A 16,825-nucleotide genomic window follows, 5' to 3' on the forward strand; every position below is an offset into this window, starting at 1 on the left:
GTTTAAACAAATTTTATAGTTTAGCAGACACTAATACGGGTAATACAATTGCTCTCACGCCAATCTAATCCTGAATGGAACCATTTACAATTCTACTGGTCATCGCCGCTTACTTTGGGGTGCTGCTTCTCATTTCCTACTTCACCGGGAAAAATGCCACTAACGAAACCTTTTTCAAGGCCAACAAAGAATCTCCCTGGTATATTGTAGCTTTTGGGATGGTAGGTGCGTCACTTTCGGGCGTTACTTTTATTTCGGTGCCGGGCTGGGTGCGTGATTCGCAGTTTAGTTATATGCAGGTGGTGCTGGGATATCTTGCCGGTTACCTTGTTATTACCTTTATTTTGCTGCCCATATATTACAGGCTCAATGTCACTTCTATTTATCAATACCTGCAGCAGCGTTTTGGAAATGTAAGTTATCGCACAGGCGCTTTTTTCTTCTTTATATCAAGGGTTTTAGGAGCTTCTTTCAGGCTGTTTTTAGTGGCTACGGTACTTCAGTATTTTGTTTTTGATGCCTGGGATGTGCCGTTCTTTGTCACGGTTACCCTCTCAATATTGCTGATCTGGCTGTATACCGCACGCGCAGGAATAAAGACTATTGTGTGGACAGACACCCTACAAACGTTTTTTATGCTGGGCTCTGTAGCTGTAGCTATTTATTTTGTTTCTGAAGAACTCAACTGGCAGTTTACCGATTTCTTTACTGCCCCCAGATTGGAACCTTACACCAAAACCTTTTTCTTTGAAAGTATCCTGGACCGGAACTACTTCTGGAAAGCCTTTTTTGGAGGAATGTTCATCACTATTTGTATGACGGGACTAGACCAGGACATGATGCAGAAAAACCTTACCTGCAAGAATTTGCGGGATGCGCAGAAGAACATGCTTTCGTACAGCTTTGTGTTTATTCCCGTTAACCTGTTATTCCTCTTTCTTGGTGCTTTGCTCTTCATCTATGCGGGAGAAAACAATATTGCCGTACCCGTAATGGACGGCAGCGCAAAAACCGATTTGCTTTTTCCTGAAATTGCCCTTAGCGGAAGTATGGGAATGGCCCTGCCAGTGATCTTTATCCTGGGGCTTATTGCCGCAGCATATTCGAGCGCCGACAGTGCCCTCACCTCTCTCACCACCAGTTTTTGCGTGGATTTTCTAGATATTGAAAAGAAGGAACTTTCTAAGCAGAAGGGATTGCGCCAGTGGGTACATGTTGGTATTAGCGCTTTAATGATAGCAGTGATCATTGCCTTTAAATACCTGCTTGACAGCAATGTTATTGACCTGCTGCTTACAGCTGCAACCTATACCTATGGCCCCTTATTAGGACTTTTTACCTTCGGAATATTTACAAAAATGCAGGTTAAAGACCAATGGGTATGGCTCGTGTCCATTCTCTCGGTGGTCATCACTTTTATTATTGGCAATCTACCTTCAGAGTATTTGGGCGGCTATGTATTCAACTATGAACTCCTCATTGTGAATGGCGCTTTTACATTCCTGGGGTTAGTACTGCTTCGTAGAAAGTAAAATAAGAGTACAGGCCACTTCTACTTCAATGCCGTTCTTTTGAAGAATTCTGAAGAACTCCGGGTTTTCGGTGCCGGGATTAAAGATCACCCTTTCAGGCTGAAGCGAAACGACATATTCGTAATACTCTTCCTGCCTTGGCGGGCCCAGGTATAAAGTGACGGTATGTATATCTTCAAAAGGAACTTTTTCAGTTTCAATAGGCACTCCGGCCACCGTTCCCTGCCGCAATCCAATGGCTACAGTGGAAACCTGATTCCGCGTGAGGCGGTTAATTGCAATATTGGCATATCTTGCCGGGTTTGTGGTTGCTCCAAGTACAAGTGTTTTTTTGTCCATGTTATAATCTTTTGTTGCTGTAACAATTCTAAAAATATATAGTCTTTAAAGTAAGAAATATTTCCCGCATTGAGGGCATTTAACAGAACATTGATGGTTAGTGTCTTGATGTCCCCGTGCTAAACCCATGCATTTTTTGTGCATGGGTTTTTTACTTTCAGCAAAAGCTTTGGAAAAAAATCTGCGTTTAAATGTAACAAACCAGTTTTTGAGCAGTCTTTATAATAGAGCCGAATACTTTTTTGCGGAAAATCATGGTTTTTTATTATGCAATACAAGGTATTAGGTTAAATAATAACCATCATCAAATCAATCAAACAATGAAACAGTTAATCGCAATGCTAATTTTTATTCTCGGAAGTTTTTCCGCAGAAGCACACATTGATCCTACGGAACTGGGAACCATCACCGGACAGGTCATGGACCAGGAATTTAAAGAACCTATCCCCTACGCTACCATTAGCGTGACCACGCCCGAAGGAGAAATGGTTACCGGGGCAGTGACTGCTATAGATGGGACTTTTTCAATTGAAAAGCTCAGCGACGGCATTTACCTTTTTAAGATCCAGTACATGGGGTACAAACCTTTTAGCCGCGAAGTAAATGTGAAAAGTGGAAAACGGCAATTTGATCTGGGAGCTATCTATCTTGAACCCGAAGTTGCCCAACTCGAATCTGTAGAGGTGGTAGCTGAGAGATCTACTATTGAGCAACGCATTGACCGCAAGGTGGTGAATGTAGGGAAAGACCTTACCACGGCAGGAGCTTCGGCCAGTGAGATCATGAACAACATCCCCAGCCTTGCTGTTGACCAGGATGGCAATATCTCCATGCGCGGCAACGACAATGTAAAGATCCTTATAGACGGAAAACCCACTAACATTCCCGCCGCTCAGCTTTTAAAACAAATTCCCAGCACCTCTATCAAAAGCATTGAGTTGATCACCAACCCTTCAGCAAAATATAATCCTGAAGGCATGAGCGGGATCATCAATATTATCCTGCAAAAAAATTCAAACCTCGGCTTCAACGGAAACCTCAACACCGGCATCACCCGTGGCGACTATACCCGCTATACTGCATCGCTCAACATGAACTACCGCACCGGCAAAGTGAACTTCTTCACCAACCTGGGGACTAATGGCGGCGAAAGCGAGAACAATGGAAAGCTTGAAAATTTCACACAGAATTACACCGAAAATATCAGCTTTTTGAATGACAGGGAATCCTATCTCATCAAATTTGGGATGGATTACTACATGGATGACCGCAATACTTTTTCTGTGTACACCAATCAGAATATCTACAACGGCTCTCCCGTGGGTACCGTGAGGTTAGATTACGGGCAAAACGATGAGAGAAACCTGTTGCAGGAATTTCTTTTTGACGGGGAAAACCATACCCAGACCTACAACTTTGTTTTTAACCATGATTTTAATGCTGAAGGCCATAAGCTCATCCTGGAAGCCGATCACAGTATCACCGATGAAACTGATATTGCCAAATATATGTACAGTGGCACAGGAGCAAGCGATTTCGACTCCTACCGGGACAACACCGAAGAAGAGCTGTCTAATTCCACTTTTAACGTAGATTATGAGAATCCGTTTTCAGAGACCTCAAAAGTTGAACTTGGAGCTGAAGCGAGGTTTAGAAGGACCAGGAATGATTATCGCACTACCAGCCCAAATCTTGAGAACACGCTGTACGATTACGACAACAACATACTCTCAACGTACGCCACCTTTGGGCAAACCTTCAAAAAATGGTCTTACCAGTTGGGCGCAAGGCTGGAACAGTATGAAGTAGAAGCTGTACTCAACGGCGATTTGATCTATGAAACCGATTATTTGACCCTGTACCCTTCAGCTTTTGCCTCTTATAAGTTTGACGAAATGAAAACGCTGCAGCTTAGTTATTCGAGACGTGTAGACCGCCCTGGGCTCAATCAGGTAAACCCGGTGAGGGAATTTGCCACGCCAAGGCTTTCGCAGGTTGGAAATCCCGAGCTGGACCCGCAGTTCACAAATTCCGTAGAAATGAATTATACTCACAACTTCAAAAAAGGTAGTATAACGGGAGGTGTATTTTACAGACTTATCGAAGATGAGATCAACCAGGTGTTACTCATTGACCCGCAGGATTCATCAAAGTTACTGCTCACTTATGAAAACTGGGATGACAATACTGCCTTTGGATTTGAACTTAGCGGCAGGTACAAGCCTTTTAACTGGTGGAGCATTAACCCGAGTTTTGAATTATACAGCAGTACCGAAAAAGGCGTGGTGGGAACCGATTACAGGGAGATAAAAAGCAGCATGTACAGCCTGCGCTTAAGCCAAAGCTTTGATGTTACCAAAAAACTAAGCCTGCAAACCTTCGGAATGTACCGCAGCAGCACCGAATTGCTACAGATCAATCCCGATGAATTCTGGTTTGTAAATGCCGGTGCCCGTTACAATATTCTTAATGACAAAGGCACAATAAGCCTTAATGTAAATGACATTTTTGACACCCAGCAGTTCGGTTTTCAAACTGATGTGCCCTACTCCCAGAAAGGAACTTTTTGGAATGATTCCCAAACAGTATACCTGGGCTTTTCCTACCGTTTTGGAGGTGGCAAAAATAAAGCCCTTGCCAGGAAACAAAGAGATGACAACACCAGTGATGGAGGTGGAATTTTTTAATACCTTGTTTGATTAGCCAAAAAAAATCCGCAACTGAAAAGCTGCGGATTTTTGACATTTTTGACACCTGTGCAAGTCTTCTTGCCTCTTGTTTCTTTTTAATAAACTACTACCACTTGATCACCGCACTGGCCCAGGTAAAGCCACTACCAAAAGCGGCAAGTACTACAGTATTTCCTTCTTTAATTTTTCCTTGTTCCCAGGCTTCGGTCAATGCAATGGGTATAGATGCTGCTGTTGTATTTCCGTAGCGTTGAATATTATTGTGTACCTGCTCATCGCTAAGCCTAAACTTCTGCTGAACGAATTGCGAGATGCGCAAATTGGCCTGGTGCGGAATAAGCATATCTATATCTTTAACCTCAAGGCCATTTGCCTGTAATCCTTCCTGAATTACTTCGGAAAAACGGACTACAGCATTTTTGAAAACAAACTGCCCATTCATATAGGGATAGTAAATGATATCATCACCCTGCGGATTCTCTTCAATGATCTGCGGAACCCAGTGCATGGTACTTGGCCCTTTTAAAGAGAGTTCGAGGGCGTGTTTTCCTTCAGAATGCAAATGGGTAGAAAGTATTCCCTGGCCGTTATGGTCGCTTCGGGTAAGCACTGCGGCTCCTGCCCCATCGCCAAATATCACCGATACGCCACGCCCGCGGGTAGAAAAATCGAGCCCGCCACTGTGGTTCTCACTTCCTATAAGCAGTACATTTTTGTACATCCCTGTTTTGATGTATTGATCGGCGACTGAAAGTCCGTAGATGAATCCGCTACACTGGTTTCTCACATCCAGGGCCGGGCAGGTGTCGATATCCAGCATTTCCTGGATTTGCACCCCACCACCAGGAAAATAATAATCTGGACTCAGGGTGGCAAACACGATGAGCTCAATGTCATCTTTAGAGATCCCGGCACGTTCTATGGCGATTTTGGCAGCTTTGGCTCCCATTACGGCAGTAGAATTGCCATCCCCTTTCTTTATATGCCGCCGCTCTTTGATTCCCGTACGCTCCTGTATCCACTCATCATTAGTGTCCATCATTTTGGACAAATCATCGTTAGTAACAACATTTTCGGGCACGTAGAATCCAAGACCCGCTATTTTAGACTGATACATGTATATATTTTTAGGCTTTGATAATTTATTTCTATTAAATTTAGCAATTAGTAAATTTCTCCGGGGCAAGCCCACGGAGCATTTTAGTGGAACACGTTTTCAAACTTTACAACATTTACTAACGAGGCAAGCCTCGGGGTATTTACCCCCCTATGAATAAAAAGTTGCTGCGCAATATAAGAAAGATTAACATTATGACAGTGCAGTGATCTTCAACCTAAATTCAATTTATTACCATGAAAAGATTTATTTTGAACTTCATTGCCATCATTTGCTTTACGGGAGCAACCTTTGCGCAAGAGAACCTCACCTACCAAAAACCGCCACAGGAGATCCTGGAACTTGTAGATGTACCACTGGCTCCTTCTACCCTCATAGACAGTGACGCTAAAAGGATTGTTTTCCTGTATCGAGATCAATTCAAATCTATAGCCGAGCTTAGTGAAGAAGAAATGCGCCTTGGCGGATTAAGAATTAACCCGGTGACCAACATTAGCAGCCGGGCAACATATTTTAACAATATTCAGGTGAAGGAGATGAAAGCAGATCAGCCTTTACAGGTAAAAGGCCTGCCAGAAAATCCGCGTCTCACCAACTTCAGCTGGTCTCCAGATGAATCAAAAATGGCATTTACGCACACTACTTCGGAAGGAGTTGAACTCTGGGTAGCCGATCTACAAACTGCAACCGCACGTAAACTTACCGCCCCCCGCCTTAACGCCAACATGAGAGATGTGCTTAACTGGTATGAGGACAACTCGGCTATTTTGGTAAAAATGCTTCCGCAGGACAGAAAAAATCTGATCAAACCCGAAACTTCTGTACCTACAGGGCCAACAGTTTCGGTAAGCGACGGGAAAGAAGCCCAGAATAGAACCTACCAGGACCTGCTAAAAAATCCGACAGATGAATTCAATTTCGAACAACTCGCACGTGCCGAATTAGTAAAAGTTAACCTCGACGGTACAACTTCAAAATGGCTGGATGCAAAGATGTACGACGATATTTCTTTTTCACCCGATGGCAATTTTGTCATGGTGAGCAACATAAAAAAGCCATTTTCATACCTGGTACCTTACTACCGTTTTCCTTCAGAAACTGTAATTTACACCAGGGATGGGAAAAAAGTAAACCAGGTGAATGATGTGCCGCTAACTGAAGATCTTCCGAAGGGATTTATGGCTGAAAGAGAAGGCCGCAGAAATCTTAACTGGAGAAATGATGCTCCTGCCACACTGGTTTACGTAGAAGCTCTTGATGGCGGTGATCCTGAAAGAGAAGCCGAATTTAGAGATGAAGTATTTCTTCTTGAGGCACCTTTTAAAGGAGAAGGAAAGTCAATCCTTCAAACCAAAGATCGCTACAGCGGAATTATTTGGGGTGACAAGAACACAGCTATAGCCAATGACTACTGGTGGAACAACCGGAATACCCGCACCTACGTTTTTAATCCGTCTAAGCCAGGGCAGCAGCCTACGATCCTTTTTGACCGCAACTACCAGGACCGTTACAGCGACCCGGGCAGTTTTGTGAGAGTAAAGAACAAGTACGGGCAACAGGTGCTAAAAATGGTAAATGACAAGGCATTTCTTTTAGGCGACGGATTTACCCCCGAAGGCCAGTATCCTTTTGTAGATCGATTGGATCTTGAAAACGGAGAGACTGAAAGGCTTTATCAATCAAAATACAATAACAAGAAGGAAACCCTTGTGGAAGCTATAGATATGGAGGAAGGAGAAATCCTTGTACGCATAGAAGCAGCAACAGAATATCCTAACTATTTTATTCGGGATATTGACAGTGACGAAGACCTTACCCGGGTGACTTCCTTTGAAAATCAATTTAAAAGCCTGGAAAATGTAAGTAAGGAAATTATTACTTATAAAAGAGAAGACGGTCTTGACCTCAATGGAACTTTGTACCTGCCTGCAGGATATGACAGGGAGAATCCTGCCAAACTGCCAATGATCGTTTGGGCATACCCTCACGAGTACAAAGACAAGAACTCAGCTTCTCAAAACACTTCGATTGCCAACGACTTCACCTATCCTTATTACGGATCTCCTGTTTATTGGGTTAATCGCGGGTATGTAGTGTTAGATGATGCTTCTTTCCCAATTGTGGGTGAAGGAAACGAAGAGCCTAACGACAGCTTTAGAAAGCAACTGGTGGCAAATGGTAAAGCAGCTATAGATGCTGTAGATGCCATGGGATATATTGACAGAGACAGGGTTGCGGTGGGCGGCCATAGTTATGGCGCCTTTATGACGGCTAACCTGCTTTCTCACTCCAATTTATTTGCTGCCGGAATTGCCCGTAGTGGGGCGTATAACCGTACCCTTACCCCTTTTGGTTTTCAAAGCGAAGAAAGAAACTATTGGGAAGCCCCTGAAGTTTATTACAACATGTCACCTTTTATGCATGCCGATAAAATGAAGACTCCGCTTCTACTTATTCACGGGGAAGCCGACAATAATTCGGGGACTTATCCTATGCAAAGCGAGCGGTATTTCAATGTCTTAAAAGGTCTTGGCGCCACTGCAAGGCTGGTGATGCTTCCAAAAGAAAGTCACGGTTACAGCGCCAAAGAGTCTGTACTACATGTGCTTTGGGAGCAGGATCAATGGCTTGAAAAATACGTAAAGAACAAAGACCAACTGGAAGGGAAGATTGAACAGCAATCTCCTGTTTTACAAAATTAATTCCCGGGAATTAACACCATAAAAAAGGCTGTCTTGAAATCCTGATTGTCCTCCTGAACAAATTCAGAGGGGTCAAAAAAGGGATTTTCAGACAGCCTTTTTCTGTTTATTATTTTATGACACTACCTTCTATTGAAGGCGTCATAATCGTTGAATTCGGTTTCATCTACAAATCCGTCATCATTGACATCCCAATCGTCAAAAGAAGAGATGTTCCACTCATCATTATCTATCAGCTCGTCTTCATTTGCATCATACCTCTCAAACCAGGTGTTAGTGTTCATCCCTTCATCCCACTCATCGGTATCCAGTATTCCATCTCGATTAGTGTCAAAAATCTCATAATCATCTTCTCCAAAAGATTCTCCTATCCCAGTATCGAGACCTTCATCCCACTCATTCTCGTCGATGAAATCATCCCTGTTCTGATCGAAACTCTGGTACGCCCTGTCAGTAAATTCGGTGTCGTCAATGTTGCCATCTCTGTTTGCATCCCAGTCATTGTAGTTGTCATTGTTTCTTTCGGTAAATTCTGTTTGATTTAATCTTCCGTCGCTATCGGCGTCAAAAGAACTAAAATCCTGGGCGTAAACTGCTGTTCCAAAGATGGTGCACATTGCTAAAAGAATTCCTTTTATCGTCTTCATATTCATTGTTTTAAATTAAACTTCATTTTTCTTTTAAAGCTCAATTTAACACGTAAGCACACTGATTTAAAGCACTTTAATATTTTTAACAGAGAAATGAAGGAATTTAAATTAACAATAACAGGAAAAGAAAAAGCCGGAAACTTTGAATTTCCGGCCAGTAACAAGAATATTATTTAATCAGGAGTATTTTTTGAAGTTGTTAATGCTAACCGTTGCTCCCAAATCATGTAATAAATTATAGAGACCAAAGAAGGTGCGGTTGATATACAGGAAGTGTTTGCTCCCCCTGTTACCATTCATTTTTCTTAATTCCTGATCTTTGCTGTACTTCTCGCTTAGGCTTGTTACTGATGTCCAGAATCCTTCATCGGCAAAATCAAATTCTTCCTTCTGAAAAGGTGCGGTAAAAAGGCTTAACATCTGGTAGAACAAATCTGAAAAGAATTCAATTTCGCGGGGAGAATCCTCTTTCCGAAGAATTTCCAACTCAAAAAGCTTAGCGTTGAAGAATTCAGGATCATTGATCTTCTGCTTATCGGCAAGTTCAAAATACGGTTTGTAGAAATCTTCGGGCACCCGCTTAATGCAACCAAAATCGATCGCAATGAGATTATTTTCCTTATCCACCAGGAAATTCCCGGGGTGCGGATCGGCATGTACGGCTTTTAGGATATGCATCTGGTACATATAGAAATCCCAAAGTGCCTGCCCCAGTTTATTTGCAGTTTCTTTATTGGTATTCTGTTTTGCAAATTCACTTAAGTGCACCCCATTCATCCAGTCCATCGTAATGATCTTCTCACTGGAAAGGTCTTCATAATATTTTGGAAACCTGAGGTGAGGGATATTTTTACAGGCCTGAGAAATTTCTATGCTCTGTTTTACTTCCAGCACATAATCTGTCTCCTCGAGGAGTTTCTCTTCCACTTCTTTAAAATACCTTTCTGAGCCCTTGCCCTGGAGGTTAAACATCTTTGTAGCTATAGGCTTTACCAGCGCCAGGTCTGAACTTATACTCTCGGCCACCCCGGGATACTGGATCTTTACGGCCAGGTCTTTCCCGTCTTTTGTGGCCCTGTGCACCTGCCCAATACTGGCGGCATTGACCGAGTCAAGAGAAAAAGTGTCAAAAAGCTCATCAGGGTACTGCCCGTGATATTTCTTGAAAGTCTTTCTCACCAGTGGTGCCGAAAGTGGCGGCACACTAAACTGGGCAAGGCTAAACTTTTCTACATAGGCATTGGGAAGAAGGCTCTTTTCCATAGAGAGCATCTGGGCAACCTTAAGGGCGCTACCTTTCAGGCTCTTTAGTCCGTCGTAAATATCCTCGGCATTGCTTTGGTCCAGCTGGTCTCTGGAAAGGTCAGCGTTTAATGCCTTTTTTGAGTAGTATTTAAGGTAATTTCCACCCAGCTTAATACCGGTTTGTACCATCTTACCGGTACGACTTATTTTTCCGGTGGGAATTTTATCTATTGTTTTCATATATCTATATTAAAAACCCAACGGCAGGCATAGTAGGGTTATCCCTGCCGAGGGTAAACGCCCAATGAACTCTTATGCTCATCGTGACATTTTTTCTTTCCAAAGAAATTTTCCGAAGTCAAGCGCTCTTTCCAGAGGAGTGTTCTCAAACAGGTCAAAAGCGGTATTTACCGATTTTTCAATAGCTACATCGGTGCTTTCAAATTGAGGGGAATTGTCATCCATCCAAAATTTCAGCAGAAATACAATCTGTACCCAGGCAGCTTCAGAAAAAACAGCTTCAGATCTTTTCAAAATTCCGGAACGCTGTTCCTGATTGCCTTCGCGAATTAGTTGAGCGGTATAATTCTTCAGCTCCCGCCGCAAACCTTTAAGCTGCCCGGCATTTTTGAGGATTGAATCTTCATGTTTTAAAGTGAAAAGCACATAGCTACGGTTGGCAGTGAGCATTTCAAAAAATGTATAATAGAGGGTTAGCATTTTTTCCCTGTTACTAAAGGAGTCATACTCCCTGCTCTTTTGCATCACCTGGAGTGTATGCTCAAAAAAGCGTTCCCAAATTCCCTTTTTTAAACCCTCAAAGCTTCCGAAGAAATCATAGAATTCTGCTTCAGAGATTTCATGATCTTTAGAGAACTTGTAAACTGTATCAGGCTCTTTTCCATTTTCAAGCACGTAGTTCATGTACCACTCAATGATACGATCTTGCGTTACTGCCTTTTCCTGTTCCTTTATTTGTTTTGTCTTTGCCATTTTGCTCTAATTAACTTATTCAAAAGTAGTTATTTTGTTTAAATTTAATGTAATTTTTTTAAACAAAACTCTGTTAAATATATTTTTCTGAATTATACTGACGTAGTTTTAGTCGGAAAACAAGCTGAAAAATTACTCTGCTGCCAGTTTGTCAGCGAAGGTGAGTTGGGTACTTTTTTTGACCTCTCTGGGAGAATCTAAAAATTAAATAAACCAAAATATATGGCAACCGGAAACATTAATGTATCTGTAGAAAACATCTTTCCTTTAATTAAGAAGTTTCTATACAGTGATCATGAGATCTTTTTACGCGAATTGATCTCTAACGCCACAGATGCCACTCTCAAGTTAAAGCATCTTACTGCTATTGGAGAGGCTAAGGTTGAATATGGCAACCCTGTTATCGAAGTAAAGATAGACAAGGAAAAAAAGCAACTAATTATTAGCGACCAGGGAGTTGGGATGACCAAAGAAGAGGTCGAAAAATACATCAACCAGGTAGCTTTTTCAGGTGCCGAAGAATTCCTTGAAAAATATAAGGACAGCGCAAAAGACAGTGGCATCATTGGTCATTTTGGGCTTGGGTTCTATTCGGCCTTTATGGTGGCCAATAAGGTAGAGATCATCACCAAGTCTTACAAAGATGAGCCTGCAGCGCACTGGGTATGCGAAGGTACTACCGAGTTCACCCTTGAAGAATCCGAAAAGAAAGAACACGGTACAGATATTATTCTTCATATTAATGAAGATGATAAAGAGTTTCTTGAGGAGAACAGGATTGAAGAGCTGCTTGTGAAGTACAACAAGTTCATGCCCATCCCAATCAAATTTGGAACCCGAGAAGAAACGCTTGATCTTCCTGAAGATGCGCCCGAAGATGCAAAACCCGAGACCAGGACAGTAGATAATATTATCAATAATACTAATCCTGCCTGGACCAAGCAGCCAACAGATCTTGAGGATAAAGATTACAAAGATTTTTACCGCGAACTGTATCCTATGCAGTTTGAGGAGCCTTTGTTCCATATTCACCTCAATGTTGATTACCCTTTCAACCTCACCGGAATTCTGTATTTCCCAAAGATGTCACAAGACATGAACATACAGAAGGACAAAATTCAGCTTTACCAAAACCAGGTATTTGTAACCGATAATGTTGAAGGTATTGTTCCTGAATTCCTGACTATGCTTCGCGGTGTTATTGATTCTCCTGATATTCCACTGAATGTTTCCCGTTCATACTTACAGGCAGATGGCGCCGTTAAGAAGATCTCCAGCTACATTACCCGTAAGGTTGCAGATAAGCTGAAGTCTCTGTTCAACAACAATAGAGAAGATTTTGAGAAGAAATGGAATGATATCAAGATCGTCATTGAATACGGAATGCTTTCAGAAGATAAATTCTTTGAAAAAGCCAAAGACTTTGCTCTTTATCCAACTGTAGACGACAAATATTTCACTTTTGAAGAATTTATTGAGAAGATCAAAGACAACCAAACCGACAAGGATGGTAACAAGGTAATTCTCTATGCTTCAAACCAGGATGCACAGCACAGTTACATTGAAACAGCCAAAGAGAAAGGTTACGAGGTATTGTTGCTAGATTCTCCAATTGTATCTCACCTGCTACAAAAGCTGGAAATGGGAGATGAAAAAGTGTCTTTTGTTCGTGTAGATTCCGATCATATTGACAACCTCATCAAAAAAGATGAAGAGAAGATCTCCAAATTAAACGAAGAAGAAAAAGAAAAGCTCAAAGCCGATTTTGAGAAGGTAGTTCCAAAAGAGAAGTACACGGTACAACTTGAGGCCCTTGACAGCAATGCAGCTCCGCTTATCATCACCCAGCCAGAATTTATGCGACGCATGAAAGAAATGCAGCAAACAGGTGGCGGCGGAATGTTTGGAATGGGAAATATGCCCGAGATGTATAACCTTGTGGTAAACACCAACCACTCTCTTATTGGAGAAATTCTGAACACGAAAACTGAGAAGAAACAAGAGCGATTGATCAAACAATCCCTTGATTTGGCCAGGCTTTCACAAAACCTCCTTAAAGGGGAAGAATTAACCTCCTTTATTAAGCGCAGCTTTGATATGATCAAATAGGGCTAATAAGCTTACAAATCAAAAACCGCTCTCCTGGTGACAGGAAAGCGGTTTTTTTATTTAGTACCTGCACCAAAAATGTTACCAGAAAATGACATTTTTGAGACTCCGGGAATATAGATTGTTATTTATTCCTCATCAGCGTTTACTGCAACCTTCAGGTTTCTATAGATTGTACTGAAGAAGGTAGGAATGTCATAAGGCTTTACAATAATGTCGCTCATTCCGGAATTCAGAATTTCTTCCCGCATCTCCTGTATTTCTACCGCTGTTAAAGCAATAACAGGAACCTCAGGATTAAATTTCCGAATAAGCCGGGTAGTTTCCATCCCGCTTAGGCCCGGCATGTTGACATCCATCAAGACCAGTCCGAAATCTTCTTTCTTTAAAAGTGCTATTGCCTCATAACCATCTCCGGCAACTTTACATTCAAAATCCCGTTTTTCAAGGATCCTCCGGGTAACTACCTGATTAATGCGGTTATCATCTACGATAAGTGCCTTTTTTAGCACACTTTCTTCAGATATTTCCAAATCGCCAGATTGCGTAACAGCTTCCTCTGTTTCAGATTTTTCAAAAAGGATCTCAAAACTAAAGACAGAGCCTTTACCTTCCTCACTTTTAAGGTGAATCTCAGAATTGAACAATTTTAGCAGGTTTCTTACAATAGGAAGCCCCAGCCCTGTTCCCTGATAGTTATAGTTATTTGCTTTTAATTGAGAGAATTCTTCAAATATTTCCTGTTGCTTGTTTTCAGGAATTCCCATTCCTGTATCTCCAACTTCAAAATAAATAAGACATTTTCCATTCTCGCAGCTTATGCAGTTCGCCTTTATCCAGACCTTTCCGCGTTCTGTAAATTTAACTGCATTGCCAACAAGGTTCATGATGATTTGAGAAAGACGAACCGAGTCACCAATCAGCGTACGCGGAATATTATCACTAATCTGTAATTCTACCGTGTTAGAATTCTGATGCCTTGTGAATTCAAAGGATTTTACAATCCCTTTCATCAAACCATGAATGTTAAAAGGCGTATTTTCCAGGGAAACCAGGCGGGATTCCATCTTGTTCATCTGCAAGACATCATTAATTAAGGCCAGCAGGTAATCGGCAGAGAATTTGAGAGACTTAAGATCGCCCTCGAGTTTTTTATTGTTGTTATCTTCCAGTAACAGAGATGTTAGGCCTACCACTCCATAAAGCGGAGTTCTAAGCTCGTGGCTCACGGTAGAGAAAAACCTGCTTTTTAAATGAGACAAGTGTTCAGCCTTCTCTTTTGCTGAAAGCAGTTCTTTATTTTTATCTTTTAGCTGATGAATTAGCTTCTTCCTTGACTTGTTATTTCTAATAAGGAGTAGAATAAACAGAAGCATTAGGGTAATCGAAATAAGCATAATTGCAGTAATCTGCTCAGATTTCTCAATTACCTGATCCTTGTAGAGCTGTTCTCTTTCAGCAGTTTCCAGGTTCTCTCGATATTGCTGAGTTTCAAAACGAGCCTGGGCGGCTTCCATTTGCTTCAGTTTTTCTTTTTCGTAAAGCGAAGCATCATATTCCACGTATTTTCCAAGTGCCCTGTAAGCCTCTTCATATTCCCCATTTTTGAAGAGAACTTTGGCGTACCCGTCATAAGCAGTAACAGCATCAAGAATAAGAGAATCTTTCTCGGCGATCTTTATAGCCTCCTCGAAGTACTTCCTGGATTTTTCGTAATTATTTTTACCGGAATGGTAAATACCAAAAAGCGAAGCTAACTGTGTATGAATGAAAGGGTCTTCGAAATCTTTAATGATCTTTTCTACCTTCAACAGGTACGGGTATGCCTCATCATACCTCTTTAGGTCGAGATAGGTCCACCCCTTGTTGAGTAATGGCGTGGCCCTGCTGTCGGGATCATTGAGGTGTGAAGCGGCTTCTATGGCTTTATCATAGTAAGCAAACCCCTGCTCAATCGTTTCCTTATTGGAAGTAAAAATATTACCCAGGTTATTATAGGCCCACCATAAAAGAGTATCGTTATGGACGAGCTCGGCATACTCCAAAGCTTTTTCATAGCTCTTTCGGGCCCGTATGGTGTCCAGCAACTCGTCATAAGTAATCCCGAGGTTGTTGTAACCGTGGTAAAGATTGTAGTAGTCTTCTTTTTTCTCTGCTAATTGTATTAAGCGAAGAGAGTAGTTTATGGCTTTGCTATACTCGTACTCATACATAGCCCCGGTAGACAGATCCAGTAATTCCCGGATACTGTCACGCGAAATCTCTTCTTCAGTTTGGGCAAGGCTTAAGCCCGACACCCATACTGCGAAGCAAAGAGAAATGAATTTTGCGTTCAATGCTGCAACATGTTAAGTTCGATAAAATGGGGAAAGCCAAATTATTTATTTTTAGCATCTTATGCAATAGATTTTAAAGTTTTATTAAAACTTATAAAAATATTGTTAATGCTTCTCAAAAGGAAATGCTGATAATCAAAAAAACTGCCTTAAAAGCCAACTTCTTTCAACGTTTGTAACGTGTTCACATCAGCATTTATCAGAGTTTTTAAACCCAGAATGATCCTGATGCATTGAAATAGCTTTTAAGGCAGTTTCCCTTCTACTCTGGCAAAGTATTATTTATATATGTCGTTCAGGATAGCGGCAAGTCTAATTCCGCCTTTTTGAACCTGATCATGAACTACAGGGAACCACTCATACATATACTTATATCCAAGTTTTTCACCTACTTCAACTGAGTCGTAAACTCTATTGGCAAGTTGTTTTGATTCATACATCCAGTCAAGCACAGAACCTTTTTGGATTTTTTGGATTTCTTCTTTTGAGAGCTTATCTGTATTGTGGGCAAGTTCGGTATAGCTCATATCAAAGTCGTTGATCATTTCACTATCCCACACCCGGTGAAGGTTTGAACCGCTTCCAAACCATCTTACCTGTATATCGTTTCCACCTTTATCTTCACCACGCCCGGCATGCATAGGCTGGTGTAAATCTCCTAACCAATGTACAAGCAACTTCAGGTGGAATTCCTTTTCTTCCTTAGAGGCATTCTTATCTTTTAAAACTGAAATAGCAGTATTTATTCCATGTACCAGGTCACCATCAGGATTCGCTTTTTCTTCAGAATATGCTGTCTCACCGGGTTCAAGATTTACATAATGCCACGGACTGTATTTGCGGTAAGCCGGATCACTCTTAATATCATCACCAAAAGTAGATACAAAAGCCAGGTTCATACCATCAAGGAGCTCCCGCACCTTAGCCTTCGCTTTTTTGGATAAATGTTGTTCGGCTACTTCACCCGTAGCTCTGTGCCCCGTTCTGCCCCAATCACTATCTGACGCAAAAGTAAAGCTGGTAAAAAGAAAGGCTGTAACAAGTAAATAAATTTTCATATAAAGTTGAATTTTTGGGTGCGTAAATATAGAAAAAGGCAAGCATTATTTGGA

Annotated in this window: 11 protein-coding genes; 4 read left to right on the forward strand and 7 right to left on the reverse strand. The window is 41.6% G+C overall.

Features of this window, described 5'->3' with window-relative positions:
• The first annotated feature begins 74 nt into the window (after positions 1–74).
• Positions 75–1,532 carry a sodium:solute symporter gene (locus ACQ93I_RS14420; protein WP_431699108.1) on the forward strand — a complete coding sequence of 486 codons (1,458 nt, stop codon included), beginning with the start codon at positions 75–77 and terminating at the stop codon, positions 1,530–1,532.
• Here ACQ93I_RS14420 and ACQ93I_RS14425 read toward each other — a convergent pair.
• A complete protein-coding gene (locus ACQ93I_RS14425; RefSeq protein WP_431699109.1) occupies positions 1,509–1,871 on the reverse strand; it encodes a CoA-binding protein in 363 nt (120 codons plus the stop codon). The genes ACQ93I_RS14420 and ACQ93I_RS14425 overlap by 24 nt on opposite strands.
• 320 nt (positions 1,872–2,191) lie before the next feature.
• Between ACQ93I_RS14425 and ACQ93I_RS14430 the strand changes: the two genes are divergently transcribed.
• Entirely contained in the window at positions 2,192–4,558 is a 2,367-nt protein-coding gene (locus ACQ93I_RS14430; protein WP_431699110.1) for a TonB-dependent receptor domain-containing protein, read from the forward strand.
• A 109-nt stretch (positions 4,559–4,667) separates the two neighbouring features.
• On the opposite strand, the gene ACQ93I_RS14435 is transcribed toward ACQ93I_RS14430, so the two are convergent.
• Positions 4,668–5,678: a 3-oxoacyl-ACP synthase III family protein gene (locus tag ACQ93I_RS14435; RefSeq protein ID WP_431699111.1), complete on the reverse strand. Its 1,011-nt coding sequence runs from the start codon at positions 5,676–5,678 to the stop codon at positions 4,668–4,670.
• A gap of 236 nt (positions 5,679–5,914) precedes the next feature.
• On the opposite strand from ACQ93I_RS14435, the gene ACQ93I_RS14440 reads away from it, so the two are divergent.
• The gene (locus ACQ93I_RS14440; RefSeq protein WP_431699112.1) at positions 5,915–8,380 is read left to right on the forward strand and encodes a prolyl oligopeptidase family serine peptidase; all 2,466 of its coding nucleotides are present in this window, start codon (positions 5,915–5,917) and stop codon (positions 8,378–8,380) included.
• A 122-nt stretch (positions 8,381–8,502) separates the two neighbouring features.
• Here ACQ93I_RS14440 and ACQ93I_RS14445 read toward each other — a convergent pair whose 3' ends face one another.
• The 3 genes from ACQ93I_RS14445 to ACQ93I_RS14455 all read right to left on the reverse strand — a co-directional run bounded on the left by ACQ93I_RS14445 (position 8,503) and on the right by ACQ93I_RS14455 (position 11,268).
• Positions 8,503–9,027 carry a hypothetical protein gene (locus tag ACQ93I_RS14445; RefSeq protein ID WP_431699113.1) on the reverse strand — a complete coding sequence of 175 codons (525 nt, stop codon included), beginning with the start codon at positions 9,025–9,027 and terminating at the stop codon, positions 8,503–8,505.
• A gap of 180 nt (positions 9,028–9,207) precedes the next feature.
• The gene (locus ACQ93I_RS14450) at positions 9,208–10,515 is read right to left on the reverse strand and encodes an ABC1 kinase family protein (RefSeq protein ID WP_431699114.1); all 1,308 of its coding nucleotides are present in this window, start codon (positions 10,513–10,515) and stop codon (positions 9,208–9,210) included.
• Between the two features lie 78 nt (positions 10,516–10,593).
• The gene (locus ACQ93I_RS14455; RefSeq protein WP_431699116.1) at positions 10,594–11,268 is read right to left on the reverse strand and encodes a TetR/AcrR family transcriptional regulator; all 675 of its coding nucleotides are present in this window, start codon (positions 11,266–11,268) and stop codon (positions 10,594–10,596) included.
• 222 nt (positions 11,269–11,490) lie between these two features.
• Between ACQ93I_RS14455 and htpG the strand changes: the two genes are divergently transcribed.
• A complete protein-coding gene (htpG, locus tag ACQ93I_RS14460) occupies positions 11,491–13,377 on the forward strand; it encodes a molecular chaperone HtpG (RefSeq protein ID WP_431699117.1) in 1,887 nt (628 codons plus the stop codon).
• A 128-nt stretch (positions 13,378–13,505) separates the two neighbouring features.
• On the opposite strand, the gene ACQ93I_RS14465 is transcribed toward htpG, so the two are convergent.
• Entirely contained in the window at positions 13,506–15,713 is a 2,208-nt protein-coding gene (locus ACQ93I_RS14465) for a response regulator (RefSeq protein ID WP_431699118.1), read from the reverse strand.
• A gap of 278 nt (positions 15,714–15,991) precedes the next feature.
• The gene (locus tag ACQ93I_RS14470) at positions 15,992–16,771 is read right to left on the reverse strand and encodes a S1/P1 nuclease (protein WP_431699119.1); all 780 of its coding nucleotides are present in this window, start codon (positions 16,769–16,771) and stop codon (positions 15,992–15,994) included.
• Between the last annotated feature and the right edge of the window lie 54 nt (positions 16,772–16,825).

The sequence above is a fragment of the Salinimicrobium sp. WS361 genome (genome assembly GCF_050750585.1).
Taxonomy (GTDB): Bacteria; Bacteroidota; Bacteroidia; order Flavobacteriales; family Flavobacteriaceae; genus Salinimicrobium.